This is a genomic window from Kitasatospora sp. NPDC036755, from assembly GCF_040636595.1.
GTDB lineage: Bacteria > Actinomycetota > Actinomycetes > Streptomycetales > Streptomycetaceae > Kitasatospora.
On sequence record NZ_JBEZUT010000168.1, the window covers coordinates 1 to 19,010 of the forward strand.

18 protein-coding genes and 2 pseudogenes are annotated in these 19,010 nt (G+C 75.1%); 10 read left to right on the forward strand and 10 right to left on the reverse strand.

The features are described 5' to 3' along the window. The 4 genes and pseudogenes from AB0E96_RS23905 to AB0E96_RS23920 form a co-directional block, all read right to left on the reverse strand. Positions 1-284 (reverse strand): annotated as a pseudogene (locus tag AB0E96_RS23905) (transcriptional regulator); the annotation flags it as partial. Positions 285-476: 192 nt separating this feature from the next. Next, entirely contained in the window at positions 477-872 is a 396-nt protein-coding gene (locus tag AB0E96_RS23910; RefSeq protein WP_359827151.1) for a hypothetical protein, read from the reverse strand. Positions 873-1,005: 133 nt separating this feature from the next. Continuing rightward, the gene (locus AB0E96_RS23915; protein WP_359827154.1) at positions 1,006-1,911 is read right to left on the reverse strand and encodes a 2-dehydropantoate 2-reductase; all 906 of its coding nucleotides are present in this window, start codon (positions 1,909-1,911) and stop codon (positions 1,006-1,008) included. 176 nt (positions 1,912-2,087) lie between these two features. Continuing rightward, positions 2,088-2,636 carry a hypothetical protein gene (locus AB0E96_RS23920; RefSeq protein ID WP_359827157.1) on the reverse strand — a complete coding sequence of 183 codons (549 nt, stop codon included), beginning with the start codon at positions 2,634-2,636 and terminating at the stop codon, positions 2,088-2,090. 239 nt (positions 2,637-2,875) lie between these two features. On the opposite strand from AB0E96_RS23920, the gene AB0E96_RS23925 reads away from it, so the two are divergent. From AB0E96_RS23925 to AB0E96_RS23935, 3 genes are all read left to right on the forward strand, one after another. Continuing rightward, complete coding sequence (locus tag AB0E96_RS23925) at positions 2,876-3,622, forward strand: ABC transporter ATP-binding protein (RefSeq protein WP_359827193.1); 747 nt, start codon at positions 2,876-2,878, stop codon at positions 3,620-3,622. Between the two features lie 5 nt (positions 3,623-3,627). Beyond that, positions 3,628-5,019, forward strand: coding sequence for an FtsX-like permease family protein (locus AB0E96_RS23930; RefSeq protein ID WP_359827160.1), 1,392 nt, complete (start codon positions 3,628-3,630; stop codon positions 5,017-5,019). A gap of 164 nt (positions 5,020-5,183) precedes the next feature. Then, positions 5,184-6,482 carry a sensor domain-containing protein gene (locus tag AB0E96_RS23935; protein ID WP_359827163.1) on the forward strand — a complete coding sequence of 433 codons (1,299 nt, stop codon included), beginning with the start codon at positions 5,184-5,186 and terminating at the stop codon, positions 6,480-6,482. Positions 6,483-6,531: 49 nt separating this feature from the next. On the opposite strand, the gene AB0E96_RS23940 is transcribed toward AB0E96_RS23935, so the two are convergent. Beyond that, a complete protein-coding gene (locus tag AB0E96_RS23940; protein ID WP_359827166.1) occupies positions 6,532-7,200 on the reverse strand; it encodes a response regulator transcription factor in 669 nt (222 codons plus the stop codon). A gap of 83 nt (positions 7,201-7,283) precedes the next feature. Here AB0E96_RS23940 and AB0E96_RS23945 point away from each other — a divergent pair, with 83 nt between their 5' ends. Both AB0E96_RS23945 and AB0E96_RS23950 read left to right on the forward strand, forming a co-directional pair. Further along, positions 7,284-7,844 (forward strand): MarR family transcriptional regulator, encoded by a 561-nt coding sequence (locus AB0E96_RS23945; RefSeq protein ID WP_359827169.1) that lies wholly within the window; start codon positions 7,284-7,286, stop codon positions 7,842-7,844. 92 nt (positions 7,845-7,936) lie between these two features. Then, entirely contained in the window at positions 7,937-9,364 is a 1,428-nt protein-coding gene (locus AB0E96_RS23950; protein ID WP_359827196.1) for an MFS transporter, read from the forward strand. Between the two features lie 7 nt (positions 9,365-9,371). Here AB0E96_RS23950 and AB0E96_RS23955 read toward each other — a convergent pair whose 3' ends face one another. Both AB0E96_RS23955 and AB0E96_RS23960 read right to left on the reverse strand, forming a co-directional pair. Then, positions 9,372-9,938, reverse strand: coding sequence for a DUF5959 family protein (locus tag AB0E96_RS23955; protein WP_359827172.1), 567 nt, complete (start codon positions 9,936-9,938; stop codon positions 9,372-9,374). A gap of 358 nt (positions 9,939-10,296) precedes the next feature. Then, complete coding sequence (locus tag AB0E96_RS23960) at positions 10,297-11,295, reverse strand: ScbA/BarX family gamma-butyrolactone biosynthesis protein (protein ID WP_359827175.1); 999 nt, start codon at positions 11,293-11,295, stop codon at positions 10,297-10,299. A 457-nt stretch (positions 11,296-11,752) separates the two neighbouring features. Here AB0E96_RS23960 and AB0E96_RS23965 point away from each other — a divergent pair, with 457 nt between their 5' ends. After that, complete coding sequence (locus AB0E96_RS23965; protein ID WP_359827177.1) at positions 11,753-12,457, forward strand: ScbR family autoregulator-binding transcription factor; 705 nt, start codon at positions 11,753-11,755, stop codon at positions 12,455-12,457. Positions 12,458-12,711: 254 nt separating this feature from the next. Next, entirely contained in the window at positions 12,712-13,563 is an 852-nt protein-coding gene (locus tag AB0E96_RS23970; RefSeq protein ID WP_359827199.1) for an AfsR/SARP family transcriptional regulator, read from the forward strand. 112 nt (positions 13,564-13,675) lie between these two features. Here the strand turns inward: AB0E96_RS23970 and AB0E96_RS23975 are convergent, their stop codons facing one another. Continuing rightward, positions 13,676-14,128, reverse strand: coding sequence for an SgcJ/EcaC family oxidoreductase (locus tag AB0E96_RS23975; protein WP_359827180.1), 453 nt, complete (start codon positions 14,126-14,128; stop codon positions 13,676-13,678). Between the two features lie 66 nt (positions 14,129-14,194). Next, positions 14,195-14,914 carry a TioE family transcriptional regulator gene (locus AB0E96_RS23980; RefSeq protein ID WP_359827183.1) on the reverse strand — a complete coding sequence of 240 codons (720 nt, stop codon included), beginning with the start codon at positions 14,912-14,914 and terminating at the stop codon, positions 14,195-14,197. 143 nt (positions 14,915-15,057) lie between these two features. On the opposite strand from AB0E96_RS23980, the gene AB0E96_RS23985 reads away from it, so the two are divergent. Beyond that, on the forward strand, positions 15,058-16,212 hold the full coding sequence (locus AB0E96_RS23985; protein ID WP_359827185.1) for an erythromycin esterase family protein: 1,155 nt from the start codon (positions 15,058-15,060) through the stop codon (positions 16,210-16,212). On the opposite strand, the gene AB0E96_RS23990 is transcribed toward AB0E96_RS23985, so the two are convergent. Then, complete coding sequence (locus AB0E96_RS23990; RefSeq protein ID WP_359827188.1) at positions 16,125-17,327, reverse strand: LysR family transcriptional regulator; 1,203 nt, start codon at positions 17,325-17,327, stop codon at positions 16,125-16,127. The genes AB0E96_RS23985 and AB0E96_RS23990 overlap by 88 nt on opposite strands. A gap of 71 nt (positions 17,328-17,398) precedes the next feature. Between AB0E96_RS23990 and AB0E96_RS23995 the strand changes: the two genes are divergently transcribed. Together AB0E96_RS23995 and AB0E96_RS24000 are read left to right on the forward strand one after the other, a co-directional pair. Further along, entirely contained in the window at positions 17,399-18,133 is a 735-nt protein-coding gene (locus tag AB0E96_RS23995; RefSeq protein WP_359827190.1) for a maleylpyruvate isomerase family mycothiol-dependent enzyme, read from the forward strand. Positions 18,134-18,244: 111 nt separating this feature from the next. Next, a pseudogene (locus AB0E96_RS24000) lies at positions 18,245-19,010 on the forward strand (serine/threonine-protein phosphatase); the annotation flags it as partial.

Consider the following 19,010-nt stretch of genomic DNA (forward strand, 5'->3'; position numbering starts at 1 on the left):
CCGACGGCGGCGCCGAGCGCGGGCAGGGTGCGCAGCGCGGCGCTCTCGCCCTCGGCCAGGACGGCGAACCAGGCGCTGACCGGCCGGTCCGCGCAGCGGCTCGCGAGCAGCAGCAGGCTGCGGCGGTCGGAGCGGATGATCCGGAGCTGCTGGGCGGCGAGTTCGGCCAGCGCGGAGCGCGGTGCGGCGCCGTCGGCGAGCGCGGCGACCAGCGCCGGGGCGGTGTCGCCGGGCGCCAGTGCGGCGCGCAGGTCCTGGATCTGGTCGAGGATCGGGTGGTTCACCGGTACCTCCGGGGTGCGGTTCGGTCCGGTGCCATTCCTACCGCCTGGTGGGGCCGGTGCGGCGGCGACAGGCCGGGCCCGCGGCACCGGCGACGGGACGGTAACCCCGGGGCGGCAGCGTGCTCCCGGCCGCGGGTCGGTGGGCCCGGGCCGGGAGCCGGTGGAGCGGGCGACGGGGAGTGCCCCCGGGCGTCAGGATCCGGCGCAGGCCTTCCCGATGTCGCCGGCGGCGTCCGCGATCGGCTTGAAGTCGGGCTGCTTGTGCTTGGAGGCCTGGTCGATGGCGGTGCTGACGGCCTTGGAGAGCCGGTCCGCGGCCGCGTCGATCTTGTCCCCGCCGTCCTGGCGGATCTTCTTGGCGTCGTCGGCGACCTTCTTCAGGGCCTCGATGGTGTGGTTGCGGCGGTTCTCGTCGGCGAGCTGGCCGACGTTGGTCGCCGAGTCCGTGAGGTCCTGGACGTCGCCGGTGAGGCTGATCGCCAGTTTCCCGCAGTCCAGGGCCTTGTCGGCGTCGCACGCGGTGAGCAGTGGGGCCGCGAGGAGCAGCGCGAGCATGGTCGCGGCCAGGCGGTACGGCTTCCTTGTCATGTATCTATCCCTCCCGTCGTAACTCAACGCCGGTCCGCCGTGCGGTGGTTCCGGAAGCGCGGGTGAACCTTTGGGAAAGTCTTTGCCCTTTGCTCAGAAAGGGGGCTGCCGTTCCATCAGGTGCCGGTCCGGACTACCGGGAGGCGGGCCCGGACAGGTCGCGCACCAGACGGGCGATGGTCGGGACGGCCACCGCGTGGGCATCGGCCGCCCGCAGCACGGCGCCGCCGATGGCGTCCAGCTCGGTGGGCCGGCCGGCCTCCACGTCGCGCTGCATCGAGGACTTCATCGCCCCGGGGACGCGGTCGAAGGAGGCGAGCAGGGCCTGCGCGTCCGCCGGAGCGCCGACCGCCCGCGCGACGGCGGTGATCTCGTCCAGCACGGCGAGGAGTTCGGCCCGGTGCTCGCCGCGCACGGTGCCGACCGCGCTCGCGTGGCGGGTGGTGAGCAGCGCGAACGGCGCGAGGAAGGAGAGCTTGCTCCACAGCATCGCCGTCTCGTCCTCGCGCAGCGCGACGTCCAGCCCGGCGTGCCGGAGCCGCTCGGCGAACTCGGTTACAGGGGCGGCGGGTTCGGCGCCCGCGCCGAGTTCGACGGTGGCGAAGGGGCTGGTGTGCTCGATCCGCCCGGGCGCCGTGCGGGCCGTCTCGACCCGGATCGTGCCGGCCACCACTCGGCCGGCCGGGTAGCGCTCGCGCAGCAGCGCCATGTGGTCCAGGCCGTTGAGTAGCGGCACCACGATCCCGGTGCCGAGCGCCTGCGCGGGCATCCGGTCGAGTGCGGCGGCCAGCGCCGTCTCCTTGACCGTGACGAACGCCGCGTCGACCGGCTCGCGCAACTCGGTCGCGGCCGCCACCCGGGCGGTGAACTCGCCGAACCGGGCGCTGCGGACCCGCAGTCCGTCCCGCTCGATGACGGCCGCGGTCTCCTCCCCGGCCAGGCAGACGACCCGGTGGCCGTCGCGGGCGAGCAGCCCGGCGATCAGTCCGCCGACGCCGCCCGGGCCGAGGACGGCGACGGTGAGGGGGGTGGTGGTCATGGTGAACTCCCTTGGACGGATGGATGGACGGATGGGTGGACGGACGGACGGGCGGATGGGCGAAACGGGTGGGCGAGGCGGGTGGGTGAAGGGCGGGGGCGGTTGCGGGGTGCGCCGGGCGCCCTGGTGGGTCAGGGCGCCCGGGACGGGGGAGCCGTCGCCGGTCGGGAACGGGGTCACCCGACGGCCCCGGTGGGGTCGACCGGGTGGACGGGATCCGGCTCCGGCGCGTGGAGGGAGGCGGATTCGAAGACGAACGGCTCCTCGTGGCGCGGCTTGCGGCTCGGGGCGGCCGGTCGGCGACGGGTACCGGGCGCGCGACGGAGGAAGAGCGGACCGTGGCGGAGAGTGCCGCCGACGGGGTCCGGCACCGGCAGGCCCTCGGCGCGCAGCGCCTCGACGAGTTCGTGCGCGGGCCAGGCCAGCAGGTCGATCCCGTGGTAGCCGACCGGGCAGGGCGGCCGCGGGTCGCTCGGGTTCCGGCCGACGACGACGGTGCCGAGGCGGTCGTGGTCGTCCGCGCAGAGGGTGACGCCCACCCCGGGCAGCTCGAAGGCCAGCGCCCAGGAGCAGCCGCAGACGAAGGTGCTCCGCAGCCCGTCGGGGAGCAGTTCGCCGTGCGGGGCCAGCAGCGCGCGCACCTGCGCCTCGGTGAGGCCGAAGCGCAGCTCGGGCAGCGGGGCGGGCAGGCGAACGCCGTGGCCGGGCAGCAGGTCGATGGTCACCGGCTCATGATCCCCCGTCGGGCGGGCCCGCCGGGAGGCAGGGGCCGGGGCGATCCGCGACCGGGCGATCCGCGACCGGGCGTCCGGCGACCGGACGTCCCGTGCCCGGGACGGGTGGACGTGGCACCACCTGCGGGGTTCGGTTTTCCGAACCCCGGATTCGGGTGCCAGCACAATCGATATCGCCGCGCCGGACGCCCACGATGGAGGGCATGAACGGGATGACGACTGCCGCCGCCATGGCGGCGCACGACGGGGTGACGGGCGCGGCCCTGAGCGCGGCCGGGCTGCACCGGGAGTACGGACGGGGCACGGCGGCCGTACGGGCGCTGCGCGGGGTGTCGGCGGCCTTCGCACCGGGGACGTTCACGGCGGTGATGGGCCCCTCGGGCTCCGGCAAGACCACCCTGCTGCACTGCCTGGCCGGGATGGACCGCCCGACCAGGGGCACCGTGCGGTGGGGCGACACCGAGGTGTCCGGGCTGCCCGAGCGCCGGCTGGCGGAGCTCCGGCGCACCCGGGTGGGGTTCGTGTTCCAGGCCTTCAACCTGATGCCCGCGATGACGGTCGCGCAGAACGTCGAGCTGCCCGGCCGGCTGGCCGGGCGGCCGCCCGAGCGGGCCAGGGTGCGGGAGGCGTTGGAGCGCGTCGGGCTGGCCGGGCGGGAGCGGCACCGGCCCGGGCAGCTGTCGGGCGGTCAGCAGCAGCGGGTGGCGATAGCCCGGGCCCTGGTCTCCCGGCCGGAGGTGCTGTTCGCCGACGAGCCGACCGGCGCGTTGGACCGGGCCACCGGGCAGGAGGTCCTCGGCCTGTTGCGCGCGGGTGTCGACGCCGACGGGCAGACCTGCGTGATGGTCACCCACGACCCGGTCGCCGCCGGGTACGCGGACCGCGTACTGCTGCTGGCCGACGGCCTGCTGGTCGACGAGCTGATCGGTCCGACGGCCGCACAGGTCGGCGAGCGGCTCAGCCGGCTGGGCGGGTGAGGGCGATGAGCAGTCCCGTACTGAGCCTGTCGGTGGGGCAGATCCGCCGCCGTCCGGCCTCCTTCGCCGGGCTGGGAACGGCGCTGTTCCTGGCGGTGGCGGCGGTCACGCTGTTCGGCTCGCTCGTCGCCGCCCAGGTCACGGCGCCGGCCGAGGTGGCGCGGGCGGCGCCGTCCGGGCCGGGCCTGGTGCTGATCGCGGGGGCGTTCGGCGAGATCGCCGTCCTGGTCGCGCTGTTCGTCGTGGTCAACGCGCTGGGCTTCACGCTCCGCCAGCAGCACCGCGATCTGGCGCTGCTGCGCACCGTCGCGGCGACACCCCGCCAGGTGCGGCGGGTGGTGCGCGCGCAGGTGGCGGCGACGGTCCTGCTGGTGTCCGTGCCGGGCGGCCTGGTGGGCCTTCTCGCGGCCCGGGACTTCCTCGCCGCGCTCCAGCGGCGCGGCATGGCCGCACCCGGACTGCGCATACCGGGGACGCCGGTGCCGGCGCTCGTCGGGCTCGGGGTGGCGCTGCTGGTCGGCCTGGCGGCCACCGCCGTGGCAGCCCGCAGGATCACCCGGCCCGCTCCGGCCGTCGCGCAGAGCGAGGGCGTGGGCGGGCCGCGGCGGACGGGAGTGCCGCGGCTGCTCGCCGGGGTGGCGGCGCTCGCGGGCGGCGGACTGCTGCTGAGGCTGGCGGCGACCCGGCCGGCCGGGGAACTGGACAAGGCGGGGCAGGCCTCGATGCTCGGTTCGGTGGTGCTGCTGGTCGCGGTCGGACTGTTGGGGCCGGTGGCGGCCCGGGTGCTGGCTGCCGTGCTCGGCGCCCCGTCGCGGGTGCTCGCGCCCCGGGCGGGCTGGCTGGCGGACGCCAACCTGCGCGGCTACGCGGCCAGGCTCTCCTCCGCGGTGGTGCCGGTCGCGCTGCTGGTCGGGCTCTCCGGCACCATGCTGGTCCTGACCGGCACCGCCGAGCACGTCGTCCGGGCTACGGGTGCCACGACCACGGTCACCGCGGAGAGCGACATCTGGCTGCGCGGGGCGGAGCTCGGGCTGCTGGTCTGCTTCGCCGCGGTGTCCACGCTCAACACCCTGGTGGCGCTCACTGCGGACCGGCGCCGGGAGTTCGCGCTGCTTCGCCTGGTCGGGGCGACGCGGCGGCAACTGCTGCGGATGCTCTCCGTGGAGGCGCTCCTGACCACGGCGATCGGGGTGCTGCTGGGCGCGGTGGTGGCGGCCGCGGCATCGGGTGCCTTCAGCCTGGCGGTGACGGGTTCGGTGGTGCCGGTGGTGCCGGGTGCCGCCTGTGCCCGGGTGGTGCTGGGGGCTGCGGCACTCACGGTGCCGGGGATCGTGGTCACCGGGCTGTGGGCGGTCGGCGGCTCGGCGGTGGAGTCGACGGGCGGGGAGCGGGGGTGAGGACGAAGACATGGCACGACGCGGCGTCGGTGCGATGGCTGTCCGGGTGGGCCGTGCGGACGGAAGGGCAGGTGGGTGCGATGGTTCCGGTGGTTCCTGGTGGATGCTGGGGGCCGGTCGGCAGGTGAAGGGTGAAGGGTGAAGGGTGAAGGGTGAGGTGGACGGTGGCTGAGGGACGGCGGTACCGGTCGGTGCGCGGCGGTGAACTGGCCTTCGCGGTGCTCGGGTTGCCGCTCGGGGTGCTCGGTGGGGTGTACGCCGTCGCCGTCCTCTACGCGGGGGCGCTGCTCTCGCTCACCGTGCTGGGCCTGCCGTTCGTGGTGGCCGCGCTGCGCGGGGCGAGGGGCCTCGGCGGGCCGCACCGCCGGCTGGTCGCACGGCTGCTCGGGGAGGAGGTGCCCGCGCCGCCGCCGTTGCCGCGCCCGTCCGGGGTGTTCGCCCGGGGCCGGGTGGTGCTGACCGACCCGGTGGCCTGGCGCACCCTGCTCTACCTCCTGCTGCGGCTGCCGCTCGGCGTGCTCGGCTTCCTGGCCGTGGTCGGGCTGCCGCTCGGCAGCGTCTGGCTGATGGGCTTCCCGTTCTGGGTGCGGATGATGGAACCGGGCCCGAGGTCGATCGGCCTGCTGGACCTGGGCGCGGTCCCGGTCGGCCTCGCGGTGCTGGTAGTCGTCCCCGCCCTGGTACGGGCGCTCGGCGCAGCGGACCGTACGCTGGCGCGGACCCTGCTCGGGCCGGCGCGTTCGCAGCAGCGGGTGCGTCAGCTGGAGCAGGCCCGGGCCACCCTGCTGGCCGAGAGCACCGACCGGCTGCGGCACCTGGAGCGCGACCTGCACGACGGCACCCAGGCACAGCTCGTCGCGCTCGCCATCACGCTGTCGCTGGCCGACGACGTGCTGGCGGCGGGTGCGCCGGCCGTGGACGGGCCCGCGGTGGGCGGGCCCACCGGGGAGGCGGCGGCCGGGGGCGGCCCGGGCAGCTCGGGCGGGCCCGACCTCGGGCGGCTGCGCGCCCTGGTGGACCGGGCCCGAGGGCAGACCGAGGACACCATCACCGGACTGCGCCGGCTGACCCGGGGCATCCACCCGGTGGCGCTGGACGGCGGACTGGCCGAGGCCCTGCCCGGGTTGACCGCCACCTCGCCGGTGCCGGTCGACGTCCGCCTGGACCTCCGGGAGCGTCCGGAGGAGGTGATCGAACGGGCCGTCTACTTCTGCGCGGCCGAGCTGCTGACCAATGTGGCCAAGCACAGCGGCGCGCGGTCGGCGGAGCTGAGCGTGACCGCGGCCGGGGGCAGGGTCCGGCTGACCGTGCGTGACGACGGGCACGGCGGCGCCGCGATCGGCGCGGGCACCGGTCTGGCCGGTCTGGCCGAGCGGCTCGCGGCCGTGGACGGGATGCTGCGGGTGGACAGCCCGCCCGGCGGGCCGACGGCGGTCGGCGCCGAGCTGCCCGCCCGGCTCTGAGGGCCGGCCGGGGCCGAGCCGGCGGGGTCGAGCCGGCGGGGCCGCGGCCTCAGGCGGCGCCGCCCTCCGCGAGGTAGGTGAGTACGGCCTTGACCCGGCGGTTGTCGGCGTCGGTCGCGGGCAGGTCGAACTTGCCGAACACCGCGGCCACGTGCTTCTCCACCGCCCGCTCCGAGACCACCAGCCGTGCCGCGATCGACCGGTTGGAGTGCCCCTGCGCCATCAGCTCCAGCACCTCCCGCTCGCGCGGGGTGAGCGTGTCGACCAGGCTGCGCCGTCCGCTGTGCATCAGGCCGTTGACGATCTCAGGGTCGAGCGCCGTGCCGCCCGAGGCGACCCGGTGCAGGGCGTCGACGAACTCGGAGGTGCGGGCCACCCGCTCCTTCAGCAGATAGCCGATGCCGGCGGCGCCGTCGGCCAGCAGCCGGGCGGCCCAGGCGGTCTCGACGTGCTGGGAGAAGACCAGGATGCCGACCTCCGGCAGGGTGGCGCGGATCTCCACGGCGGCCCTGATGCCCTCGTCGGTGTGGGTGGGCGGCATCCGGATGTCCACCACGGCCACGTCGGGCCGGTGCTCGGCGACGGCGGCGAGCAGGTCGGGCGCCGTCCCGGCGGTGGCGACCACGGCGCACCCGCGGGCGGTGAGGAGTTCGACCATGCCGTCCCGGAGGATCACCGAGTCCTCGGCGAGGACGACGCGGAGCTGCTTGTCGATCATGCCGTCATTATCCGGGCCCGCGGCTCCGGGAAATTCTTCAGTCCAGACTGGACAGTCCAGACTGATGAAATTACCGTGGAACCGTGACCGAGAAGCGAACCGCCCGTGCCGCCGGCGCGGCCCGTCAAGTCCCGGCCGGCCCTGCCGGGTTCATGGAGCCCGCCGCTCCCGGCGAGTCCGCCGCGCCCACCTCGCCCGCCGAGCCTGCCGATCCCGTGGTCCCCGACAGCGCGGCCCTGGCCGCCCGTGAGCTGCGCGCCGTCTACAGCCGGCTGCGCCGCACCCTCCGGGAGGCGGGCGGCGCCAGTGACCTGACCCCCTCCCAGACCGCGGTGCTCAGCAGACTGATCGGCGACGGTCCGGCCTCCGCCAGCGCGCTGGCCGCCGCCGAGCGGGTCCGTCCGCAGTCGATGGCCGCCACCCTCGCCGCGCTGGAGCAGCAGGGACTGGTCGGGCGGCGCCCGGACCCCGAGGACGGCCGCCGTCAGGTGGTCAGCCTCACCGAGGCCGGCCTGGCCCAGGTCGCGGACCGTCGTCAGGCCCGCCAGGAATGGCTGTCCCGGGCCATGGCGGAGCACTACACCGAGGCCGAGCGCGCCACCGTGCTGGAGGCGCTGGCCCTGATGGACCGGCTGAACCGGTGACGGCGGGCCCCGCCGCCCTGCTGGCCCGGCTCCGGTCGCGCCGTCAGCGGCCCGCTCCGGCGGGCGGGTTCGACCGCCGGCTGCTCGCGCCGATGGTGCTGGGCTCCGTGCTCAACCCGATCAACTCCTCGATGATCGCGGTGGCCCTGGTGCCCGTGGGCGTCGCCTTCGGCGCGCCGCCCGCCGAGACCGCCTGGCTGGTCACCGCGCTCTACCTGGCCACCGCGGTCGGCCAGCCGGTGCTCGGGCGGCTGGTGGACACCCACGGCCCGCGCCGGCTCTACCTCGCGGGAACGGCCCTGGTCGGCGTCGCCGGACTGCTCGGTGCGCTCGCCCCGTCGCTCGGGCTGCTGATCGCCGCCCGGGTGCTGCTCGGGCTGGGCACCTCCGCCGCCTACCCCGCCGCCATGCACCTGACCCGCAGTGAGGCCGAGCGGACCGGGCAGTCCAGCCCCACCGGGGTGCTGACCGTCCTGGCCGTCGCCAACCAGACCGTCGCGGTGGTCGGACCCACCCTCGGCGGGCTGCTGATCGGCGCGGGCGGCTGGCGGACCGTCTTCGCCGTCAACGTCCCGCTGTCGCTGGCCTGTCTGGTGTTCGGTGCTGTCCGGCTGCCCGTCGCCGAGCGCGGCCCGGAACGCAGCTCCGGGAACGGCGACGGCCCAGAGCACCCGGAGCGCCCGGAGCGCCCCGAGCGCCCCGACCGCTCGGGCGGCTCCGGTCACCGCCGCGGCCCCGGCGGCCCGGGGCGGCTCGACCACGCCGGGATCGCCCTGTTCGCGGTCCTCCTGCTCGCCCTGATGCTGTTCCTGATGAAGCCCGACCCGGCGCGCTGGTACCTGCTGGTGCTCACCGCCCTGGCCGCGGTCGCCTTCGCCGTCCGCGAGCGGCGGGCCGCGACCCCCTTCATCGACCTGCGGGCGCTTGCCGCCAACCGCCCGCTGATCGCCACGTACCTGCGCCAGGTCCTCGGCTTCACCGCCATCTACGCCTTCCTCTACGGCTACACCCAGTGGCTGGAGGAGGGGCGCGGCCTCTCGGCCGCCACCGCCGGGCTCGTGCTGCTGCCGCTCTCGGTGGCCGCGCTCACGACCGCCGGGCTCAGCGGCCGCAGCCCGGGGGTGCGCGGCAAGCTGCTGGTCGGTTCCGTCTGCCAGATCGCGGCCTGCGCCGCCCTGCTGCTGGTGCGCGCGAACAGTCCGGGCGCCCTGCTGATCGGAGTCGGCGTGCTGGCGGGCGTCGCACAGGGGCTGATCGGCCTCGGCACCCAGACCGCCCTCTACCACCAGGCGGAACCGGCCGCCATCGCCTCGGCGGCCGGGCTGCTGCGCACCTTCATGTACCTCGGCGCCATGGCGGCCTCGGCCGCGAACGCGGCCTTCTTCCCGCACGGCGCCACCACGGGCGGGCTGCACCACCTCGCGTTGTTCATGCTCGGCGGTGCGGCCCTGCTCCTCCTCCTCACCGCGCCGGACCGCTCGCTCGGGCGGCTGGGAGTTCCCTCGCCGCAACGGACGTGACGAAAGGTCAGATCGCGCGGGGCCCGAGCGGTCTCTTCCCGGAAAGGCTCTCCCCGGTCGGGCTCTCGCGCCAGGCGTGGACGCCCGGGGAAGGTTCGACCACCTCGGCCGGGTAGGCGTCCCGGACGAGCCCGAGCAGGGTGCGCTGCTCGTCCAGCCAGCCCGGTGCGGGGGAGATCACGACGCGGAGCGTGACGCCCGACTCCTCCGCGTCGGAGACGGTCACCCAGAGCCCGCCCGGCCGCCCGGGTTCGATCCGCAGCTCCGGTCCGTGCTCCTCGTCCAGCCAGCGGACCGCGCACCCGCGCCCGAGTCGCTCCAAGGCCGTCTCCCACTGCCGGAGGTGGCGGTCGGTCACGAGCGTGACGAACTGCCCGTGCACCGAGTCCGCGGTGACGGTGATCTCGCAGTCCAGCCAGTCGTGTCCGAGCAGCGAGCCCGGCGCGTGGCGCCCGAGGACCCGCACCCGGATGTTCCGGCCGCCGGTCCGGCCGTGGCGGCCGGGGGAGTCGTCGGTGCCGGGGCGGTCGGCCAGCCGTATCAACTCGTTCTGCTGCGCAGCGACTTCACTCACGGCGTGCTCCTGTGGGCAGCGGATCCAGGGGCTGACATCCTCGCGCAGGTGTTCGCCCCGGTGCCAGCCCGGAACCGGGGTGTTCCGACGGTGTTCGGCCGGCGGGAGCCGGCGGGGGCCGGTGGTGCTGCCCGGTGGGTGTCGTCGGCAGGGGGACGGCCCGGACCGTCCGGGTGCGGATCGTGGACGGCCCGCCGGACCGGGGTGGTCGGGCGGGCCGTCGGGTGGTGCGGGGGGTTGAGCGATGGGCGGAGCGCAGTGGGTGGTGCGGTGGGTGGTGGGGGCGTCCGGTGCTCCGGCGGGCGCGGACCGCGGCTCGGGCCGTACCGGCTGCCCGGTCGGTGCGGCGGCCGTCGGGTCAGCGGTGGTCCGGGTGGCCGGTGATCACGGTGGTGAAGATCGGCTCACCGTGCTGGTGGCCGGTCACCGTGGTGGTGAGGGCGTCCGGGTCCTCGCCGGGGGTGTGCCGGGCGGTGATCGTGGTGGGCGCGTCGTGTTCGGCGTACTGGTGGAAGGTGGTGGCCGCGGCGGTCGGGGTGACGGTGACCGGGCTGCTCAGCGCGTTGGCCGCCTGCCGGGCCGCTTCCAGCAGCACCATGCCCGGGATGTGGTCGCCGGCGTGGTCGAAGAGGATCGGGTGCCAGAAGTCGGGGGTGAGGTGCCAGCTTCCGGGGGCGTCCGCCGGGGTCAGCACGACGTCGCACGGGCGGAGCCGACCGACCCGGCCCGGCGGCAGCGGCTCGGCGGTGACGGCCGGCGCGGACGGCTGTTCGGCGTGGTGGCGTCCCCGGCGCAGCCGTTGGTAGGTGGAGTCCGGGACGGTGGTGAAGCGGGTGCCTCCGGTGGCGGCCGGCTGCGGGCCCCTGCGGATGACGGTCTCCAGCGTGAAGTCGATCGTGGTGCCGGAGCGGCGGGGCCGGGCGAGGAGCCGGACTTCCAGGTTGAGGTCGGTGGGGGCCGCGCCGATCAGCAGCTGGCGCGGCCGGGTGGTGTAGTCGAGGCTCCACATCATGAACCGGTGATCGAGAGGTACGCCGAATCGGGTGTGGGCGAGGTAGAGCCCGACCTGGCGGATCGTTTCAGCAGCCTGGATCGGGTCGTGCCGGGTGCCGTCCGGAGTGCTGAAGAAGGTGTGGGCCCGCGGCCACTGCGCGGTGACGGCGAAGGTGCCGTCGATCAGTTCTTCGCTGCCGGTGAGGAAGACCTCGGCGTGGCAGGCGCGGTGGACGTACTCCTTGGCGACGGTGCTGGTCAGGCGTGGCGCCGGGGCCGCTGCCGCGGTCGGGCCCGGGAGCGTCCCGGAGCCCGTGCCGGCGGTGGTGGCGGGGGCAGGCGTGCGGAAGGCGAGCAGAGTCATGGGGAGCGCTCCAAAGGGCCGTGCGGGCGGGGTGGGCTGCTCAGGGCTCGTAAGATACGTACCTACCGGTTTGGTTTTCAAGGAGCCAGAACAAAGGTTCGTCGGCGGCCGAGCGTGGTCGGGCGGGCACGGTGGGTGGGTGTGGATCACCGCCCGGAGATCGGATCCTCGGGCTCCCCTGTTTGACCTGTGGAGATATTGACGGGAAAACTTGACAGGTTCATTACTCTTGTGCGGCCGTTCGCCACCCCTCCATTGGAAGTGGTAGTTGCCATTCCGGTTAAGGGGCCTCGCGGTGAGATGTCGGTCATCTGTTCGTCTCGTACCGTCTATGCGGTTTTGGTTCGCTCGAGGACGGCCTCAGCGATCCGCGAGACAAGGATCTTCGTCGGCTGCGCCGGGTAAGATACGGGGTGTTTGGTTTTCTTTGCCAAGCGTTTCGGGTGGGGTGGTTGCGGTGGTGAGGCAGGAGCGGGCCGTCCGGACGCGTCGGCTGATCCTGGAGGCGGCGGCGTCGGTCTTCGACGAGTGCGGGTACGAGCGGGCGACCATCGGCGAGGTGGTGGCACGCGCCGGGGTGACCCGCGGCGCGGTGTACTTCCACTTCGCCTCCAAGCGGGAGCTCGCCCAGGGCGTCGTCGAGGAGCAGTTCGGCCGTGACGAGATTCCCGAACGCCACTGCAAGCTCCAGGAGTTCGTGGACCTCGGGATGGTGGTCGCCCACCTCATGCCGCGCGACCCGGTACTGAGCGCGGGGGCGCGGCTCTCGCTCGGCCAGGACGTGTTCGGCGAATTCGGCGGCGGCGCGGGGCCCGGTTGGGCCCGGCGGGCCGAGAGTGCGCTGGAGGCGGCCGGCCGGCGCGGGGAGCTGCTGCCCCAGGTGGTGCCCGCCGAGACGGCGCGGCTGGTCACCGGGGCCTGGGCCGGGGTGCAGATCCAGTCCCAGAAGATGTCCGGCCGGGCGGACCTCGAGCGCCGGATCGCCGCGCTGTACCAGCATCTGATGCCCGCCATCGCGGTGCCCGGGGTGCTGGCCACGCTCGACCTCGCGGCGGACCGGGGCGGTCGGGTGGTCGCGGAACTGGCGGCGGCCCGGGCGGCGGAGGCGGGTGCGGTCGAGGTGCCGGCCCCGGGCGAGGCGTCGGCGCCGGACGGCTCCTGACTCCGGTTCGCGGGCCCCGCCGGGCGATTCGAGGTCGGACGGGCGGTTCGGTGTCCCGTCCTCGCGCTAGTGCTCCGCCCAAAAACAAACAGCGCAGTCGGTTTTGTATTGACAAACCGTCTGTCCTGTTTTTGGATAGGCGTCGGGTGCTCGATCGACCTTCCGATGGATCCACGCGGACGGTGAGCAGCGGAGCACCCGCCCGGCCGGCGGCCGTCGGGGCCGCCGATCCGTCTGGATGTGGGGTGGTCGTCGTGGAGATCCGGGTGCTGGGGTCCTTGGAGGTCCGACTGTGCGGGGTGTCGGTGGTGCCGTCGGCGCCGAAGCCTCGACAGGTGCTCGCACTACTGGCGTTACGGGCCGACCAGGTGGTTCCGGCGAGCGTCCTCGCCGAGGAACTCTGGTCCGGCCGTCCGCCGCGCAGTGCGCGCACCACCGTGCAGACGTACGTGCTCCAACTGCGGGACCTCATCGATCGGGCGCTCGCCCGGAACGAGGGCGGCCCGGGGGCCTCCTGCGCGAAGGACGTCCTGGTCACCTCGGCCGGCGGCTACATGCTGAACAGCGGCGGCGGGCTGGTCGACCTCCAGGAGTTCGACCGCCTCGCCGGGCGCGGCTACCGCGCCATGGACGGGAGTGACTTCCCGCTCGCCGCCCGCCAGTTGGGCGAGGCGCTCGCGCTGTGGCGCGGTCCGGCCTTCGCCGACGTGCCGGTCGGCGGCCAACTCGCCGTCGAGGCCAAGCGGTTGGAGGAGACCAGGCTCTGCGCGCTGGACCAGCGGATCGAGGCGGACCTGCGGCTGGGCCGGCACCGGGTGCTGCTGGCCGAACTCACCGTCCTGGTCGACCGCTACCGCACCCACGAGAGCCTGCACGGCCAGTACATGATCGCGCTGCACCGCTCCGGCCGCCGGGGCGAGGCACTGGAGGCGTACCAGCGCCTGCGGAACACCCTGGTACGGGAGTTGGGCATGGAGCCGTCCGCGGCGCTGCGAAGGCTGCAGCGCTCCATCCTGCTCGCCGCCCCCGAACGCCCGGACCAGGAGCCGCCGGGCGCGCTCGCGGACGGGACCGCCGCCCGCGTCACCCGTCTCACCCGGGTCTGAACCCGGCCCGCGGCGGTGACGCCGCCCGGCACGACCGGGCGGCGGGGCGGACGGGGCGGCCCTGCCGGGCGGCGGGGCGACGGACGGCGGACGACGGACGGCGGACGGCGGCCTACCCGGCGAGCACGCCGGTGTTCTGGCAGGCGTGCAGCAGCCACCGCCCGTCGTCCTGCCTGGTCATGACGTACAGCGGCGTTCCCTGCGACCCGCCGTCCGCCGGGCCGCCGTCCGTCGACCCATCGTCCGTCGACCCGCCGCCCGCGGGGCCGTAGACCTGGCGGACCTTGACGGCGGCCACGTCGGGCCGGAGGAAGCGGATGTGCACGGGCTCGTACGTGACCTCGCCGTCCCAGGTCGCGGCGGGCAGGACGGCGCGGGTGAACTCGGCGATGGCGTCCAGGCCGAGGAGGACCTTGCCGTGGGCGGTGGTCCAGAGCGCCTCGGGGTGGAAAAGGGCGAGGAAGGCGTCGGGGTCCTTGGTGCGCTGGGCGTGCTCGACGGCGGCCACCACCTGTTCGATGGCGGCGACGTCGGCGGGATCGTGGGTCGCGGTTCCGGTGTCCATGCGGGCCACTCTGGGACCTCGAGTGGCCTTGAGGTCAAGCGCGTCGAGGAGGTTCGGGCGCCGGGATCAGGCCCGCCGGGGCGGTTCGGAGCGCAGCGTCAGGTAGTCGTCGAGCCGGGCCGAGGCGGTGAGCATCGCCAGGCCGCGCGCGGTGAGCCGCTGCTGCCAGCCGTCGAGGGCGGCGGCCGGCTCGCCGGTGCCGCCCGCCGCGCGGATCTGCCGCAGCACGGTGGCGATGTGGTCCAGCAGGTAGCCGCCCCGGCGGAGCAGGTGGGCGAGTTCGGCGTCGCGGACGTCGGCCGGGAGGTAGCGGCGGTGGCCGGTGGTGCGGTCCCGGTCGGGGGTGATGATTCCGGCGGCCTCCCAGGCCCGCAGGGTCGCGGGGGTGACGCCGAGCCGGTGCGCGACCTCGCCGACGGAGCGGGGCCCGGGCGGGGCGGGCAGGCCGGTTCCGGCCGCGGTGCCTCCGGTGAGGTGGCCGACGGCCTCGCGGACGGTGGCGAGGGTCTCCCGGTCGCGCAGCAACTGGGCGTGTCCGCGGTCGAGTTCGGTGAGCGCGTCGTCGAGCCGGTCGGCGTGGACGGCCGTCATGACCGCGCCGGCGGTCGCGCGTCCGAAGGCCGGGACGAGGGCGAGGAAGGCGCGCAGGGCGGCCGCGTGCAGCCCGGTGTAGATCCGGTACCCGGTGGGGGTGCGCTCGGCGGCCGGGAGGCAGCCGTCGCGCTCGTAGTTGCGGATCGCCTGGGTCGAGATGCCGTGCTCGCGTGCGAGGTCGGCGGGTCGCATGGTGGTCGTCTCCCGTTCCGGTCCGGGGGAGAGCCTTCGGAAACCGATCGGTCGTCCAGGGGCTGTTTGAGGCTTTCGGTGGCGGCAGGGCCTTGCCGGTGGGCGAAGTTTCAACCGTTCCTTCAAGGATACGCTTGAGGTCCATGAACCAGGACATGCATGACTTCGTCACCCCGGCGTGCGAGCTTCTGGGCCTCGGCGAGCCGACGCACCAGGAGCCGGCCTTCGGGTGGGTCCGCAACGAGCTGTTCGCCCGGCTGGTCGACCGGGGCTTCCGGTCGATCGCCCTGGAGACCGACCGGGTGGCCGCGTTCGCGGTGGACGCCTACGTCCGGGAAGGTGTCGGCACCCTCGACCCGGTGATGCGGGACGGCTTCACCCACGGCTTCGGGGAACTCGATCCCAACCGCCGACTCGTCGCCTGGATGCGGGAGTTCAACCGGGAGCGGCCGCCCGTCGAGCGACTGGCCTGTCACGGCTTCGACCTGCCGACCGAGACCACCATGGCCCCCAGCCCGCGCCGCTACCTCGAACACGCCCGTGACTACCTGCGGTCGGACCTCGACATCGCCGCGGTGGCGGGCGAGGACGAGTGGTGGAGCCGCACGGAGGCGGTGCTGGACCCGGAGCAGTCGCCGGGCGACTCCGCCGGGGCCGTGCGGCTGCGCTGCCTCGCCGACGACCTCCTCCTCCAACTCCACATGCGGGCACCGGAACTGATCGCCGCGACCTCGCCCGCCGCGTGGTTCGAGACCCGCGCCCGGCTGACCGCGGGGATCGGCCTGCTGCGCTACCACGCCCGGGCGGCGGTCCGCGGGCTCACCCCGAGCGAACGGATCGGCGCCCTGTCCGGGGTGCGGGACGCGCTGATGGCGCAGAACCTGCTCGACATCCGCGCGATCGAGGCCCGGCGCGGACCGACCCTGGTCTTCTCCCACAACCTGCACCTGCAACGGAACCCGAGCGCCTGGGCGCTGGGCGAGCTGGACTGCCGGTGGACCGGCGCCGGCCGGATCCTGGACTCGCTGCTGGGTGACCGGTACGCCTTCGTCGCCGGGAGCCTGGGGCGCAGCGCGGCGATCGGGCTGGCCGAACCGGCGCCGGGCACGTACGAGGCCCACCTGCAGGAGCGCACCGCGGTCTGGGAGTTGACGGACACCGGGCTGCCGGCCGACAGCCGGGTGCGTACCGACACCGTTCCGCGGCAGGGCTACTTCCCGCTCGACCGGGAGGTCCTCGACGGTGCGGCCGGGCTGCTGCACATCGCCGACGGCGCGGCGGTGCCGGCCGGAGCCTGAGCGGCCGACGGCCCGGGGTAGGCCTGCCGCAGGTGGGCCACCAGGGCGGCGGTCGGCGCAGTGCAGGGCTGCCCGGTCGGCCAGGCGAGCGCGATCCGGACCCGGGGGACGGGGCCGACGAGCGGGCGCACGCGCAGGCCGGGCAGCGGGCCCGGGTCCGGCAGTACGGCGACACCCAGACCGTGCGCGGCGAGCTCGGCCAACTGCGGTGGGGCGGCGGCCTCGACACCGACCGCCGGTTCGACACCGGCTTCGGTCAGGGCGCGCTCCAGCGCGGTGCGCAGGCCGGTGCCGCGCGGGGTGCTCACCAGCGGGTGCCCGGCGAGCGCGGAGACCGGGAGCGCGGAGACCGGAAGGGGCGAGACCGGAAGCGGTGAGACCGGAAGGGCGCCGGGTGGGAGAGCGCCGGGTGGGAGAGCGCTCCGGTCGGGGTCGGGGTCGGGGTCGGGGTCGGGGGTGGTGTCGCCGGAGCCGCCGGAAGGGCCCGCGCCCGTCCCCACGCCCGAGTCCGTGCCCGCGCCTTCCGCGAGCGGGTGGTCCACCGCGCAGGCCGCGACCAGCGGAACCTCCAGCACCGTGTGCAGCGCGAGCCCGGCCAGCGACGACCAGCCGTCGTCCCCCTCCCGTCCGCTCGCCGGGGTGGGCAGGCCGAGGACGGCGAGGTCCAGCCGGCCGTCGCGCAGGGCGGAGAGCATCCGTGCGGTGGTGTCCTCGGTGAGCGAGAAGTCGACGCAGGGGTGCTCCTGGCGGAACGCCGCGAGGGTCGTGGCGAGCCCGGGGAAGGTCCCCAGCGCGGACGGCGGAGTCAGGGCCGCCCCGGCGACCATGCCCAGCCGCACGTGCCCGCGCCGCAGCCCGTCGAACTCCTGGGCCGTGCTGCGGACCGCGGCCGCGGAGGCGAGCGCGGCCCGGGCGTGCGGCAGCACCGCCTCACCGGCGGGCGTGAGCCGTACGGTGCGGCCCGATCGGTCGAGCAGCCGGTGGCCCAGCTCCCGCTCCAGCTGCCGGATCTGGGAGCTCACCCCGGGCTGGGTCAGGTGCAGCAGCCGTGCGGCCCGGGTGAAGCTGCCCTGCTGGGCGACGGTGACGAAGTACCGGAGCTGCCGCAGTTCCATAACTCCCGATCATAGGTGTCAGAACTTCCCGGCCTTGGACGGGCGTACGGTTCCGGCCGCAGGCTGGACGCATGGAAACCGCGCCGCAGAACCAGTACACCGGGCAGGACCGCCACACCGGGCAGGACCGCCACACCGGGCAGGACCGGGACACCGGGCGGGGCCGGGACACCGAGCGGATCCACTGGATCCGCGAGCAGATCGCGGCCGAGCGCCGTGAACTCGCCGGGGTGTTCGCCTCCCTCACTCCGGAGCAGTGGAACTCGCCTTCGCTGTGCGGGGGTTGGCGGGTACGTGAGGTGGCCGCGCACATGAGCACCGGCTTCCGGCACTCGACGGCGCGCACCGTCCTCGAACTGGCCCGCTCCGGCGGCAACGTCCACCGCATGGCCGACCGGATCGCCCGCCGCGACGCCGCCGCCATGGGCGAGCGCGAACTCGTCGCCGCCCTGGCCGACCACGCCGACCACCCCTGGCGCCCGCCCGTCGGTGGCCGGATCGCGGCCCTCGCCCACGACGCCGTCCACGGTCTCGACGTCACCGTGGCGCTCGGCCTGCCTACCCGGCTCCCGCTGCCCCGGGTGCGCGCCCTGCTGACCGCCCTCACCCCGCGCGGTCTGCGCTTCTTCGGGGCCGAGCTGGACGGCCTCCGGCTGATGGCGACGGACACCGCCTGGTCGTACGGCGAGGGGCAGGCGACCGTGGAGGGACGGGCGGAGCACCTGCTGCTGGTGGCCTACGGGCGCCGGATCCCGCAGGGGCTGCTGACGGGGTCCGGCGCGGGGCGGTTCACCGTCGGGGGGTGAGCCGGCCCGCACCTCGGCCGGGTGCTCGGCCGCCGTGCGGGCTCCGGGGGCCGGTGGCTACGATCGGAAGGAGTCCTTCCGGATGGTGGTGAGACGGAAGCCAGGTCGCCGATGGCCCCGAGGTCCGTGCAGTGGCCGCCGTACGTGCGGGTCGCGCCGTGGTTGCTGGCGGCCGGCGGGCTGGTGTGGAACGCGCTGGATCCGACCGACTACTGGGGCGATCCGATGCTGGCGGCCGCCGCCGTGCTGGCGGGTGCGCTGCTGGCGCTGCGGGACACCGTCGCGGTCGGGGTGGCCGTCGTGCTCGGGATCCTGGTGCTGTCCACCCGGGACGGGTCGATCGGGACCGGCGCCGGATACCTGGAGCTGGCGAACACGGTGTTCGCGGCGCTGCTCGGGGTCGCGGTGAACCGCGTGGTGGCCCGGCACGGGCGGCGGCTGGAGCGGGTGCGGTCGGTGGCGGAGGCGGCGCAGCGGGCGGTGCTGCCGGAGCCGCCCGCGCGGGTGGGGCGGCTGTCGGTCGCGGCCTGTTACCGGGCCGCCCAGGACGAGGCGCTGATCGGCGGGGACGCGTACGCGCTGCAGACCACCCCGTACGGCGTGCGCGGGCTGATCGCCGACGTACGGGGCAAGGGGCTGCACGCCGTCGGGGCGGTCTCGGTGCTGCTGGGCGCCTTCCGGGAGGACTCCCACCGGCTGCCGGACCTCGCCGGGCTCGCGGACGCGCTGGAGGACTCGCTGCTGCGGGAGAGCGAGCTGATGAGCGAGGAACTGCGCCTGGAGACTCTGCTGGCGAAGTCGTTCGGGGTGGGTGTGGGGGCGGTTGGTTCCTGCTGGTTGGGGTGGGTTGGCTGTCTGTGGGGGTGGGCTGTGCTGC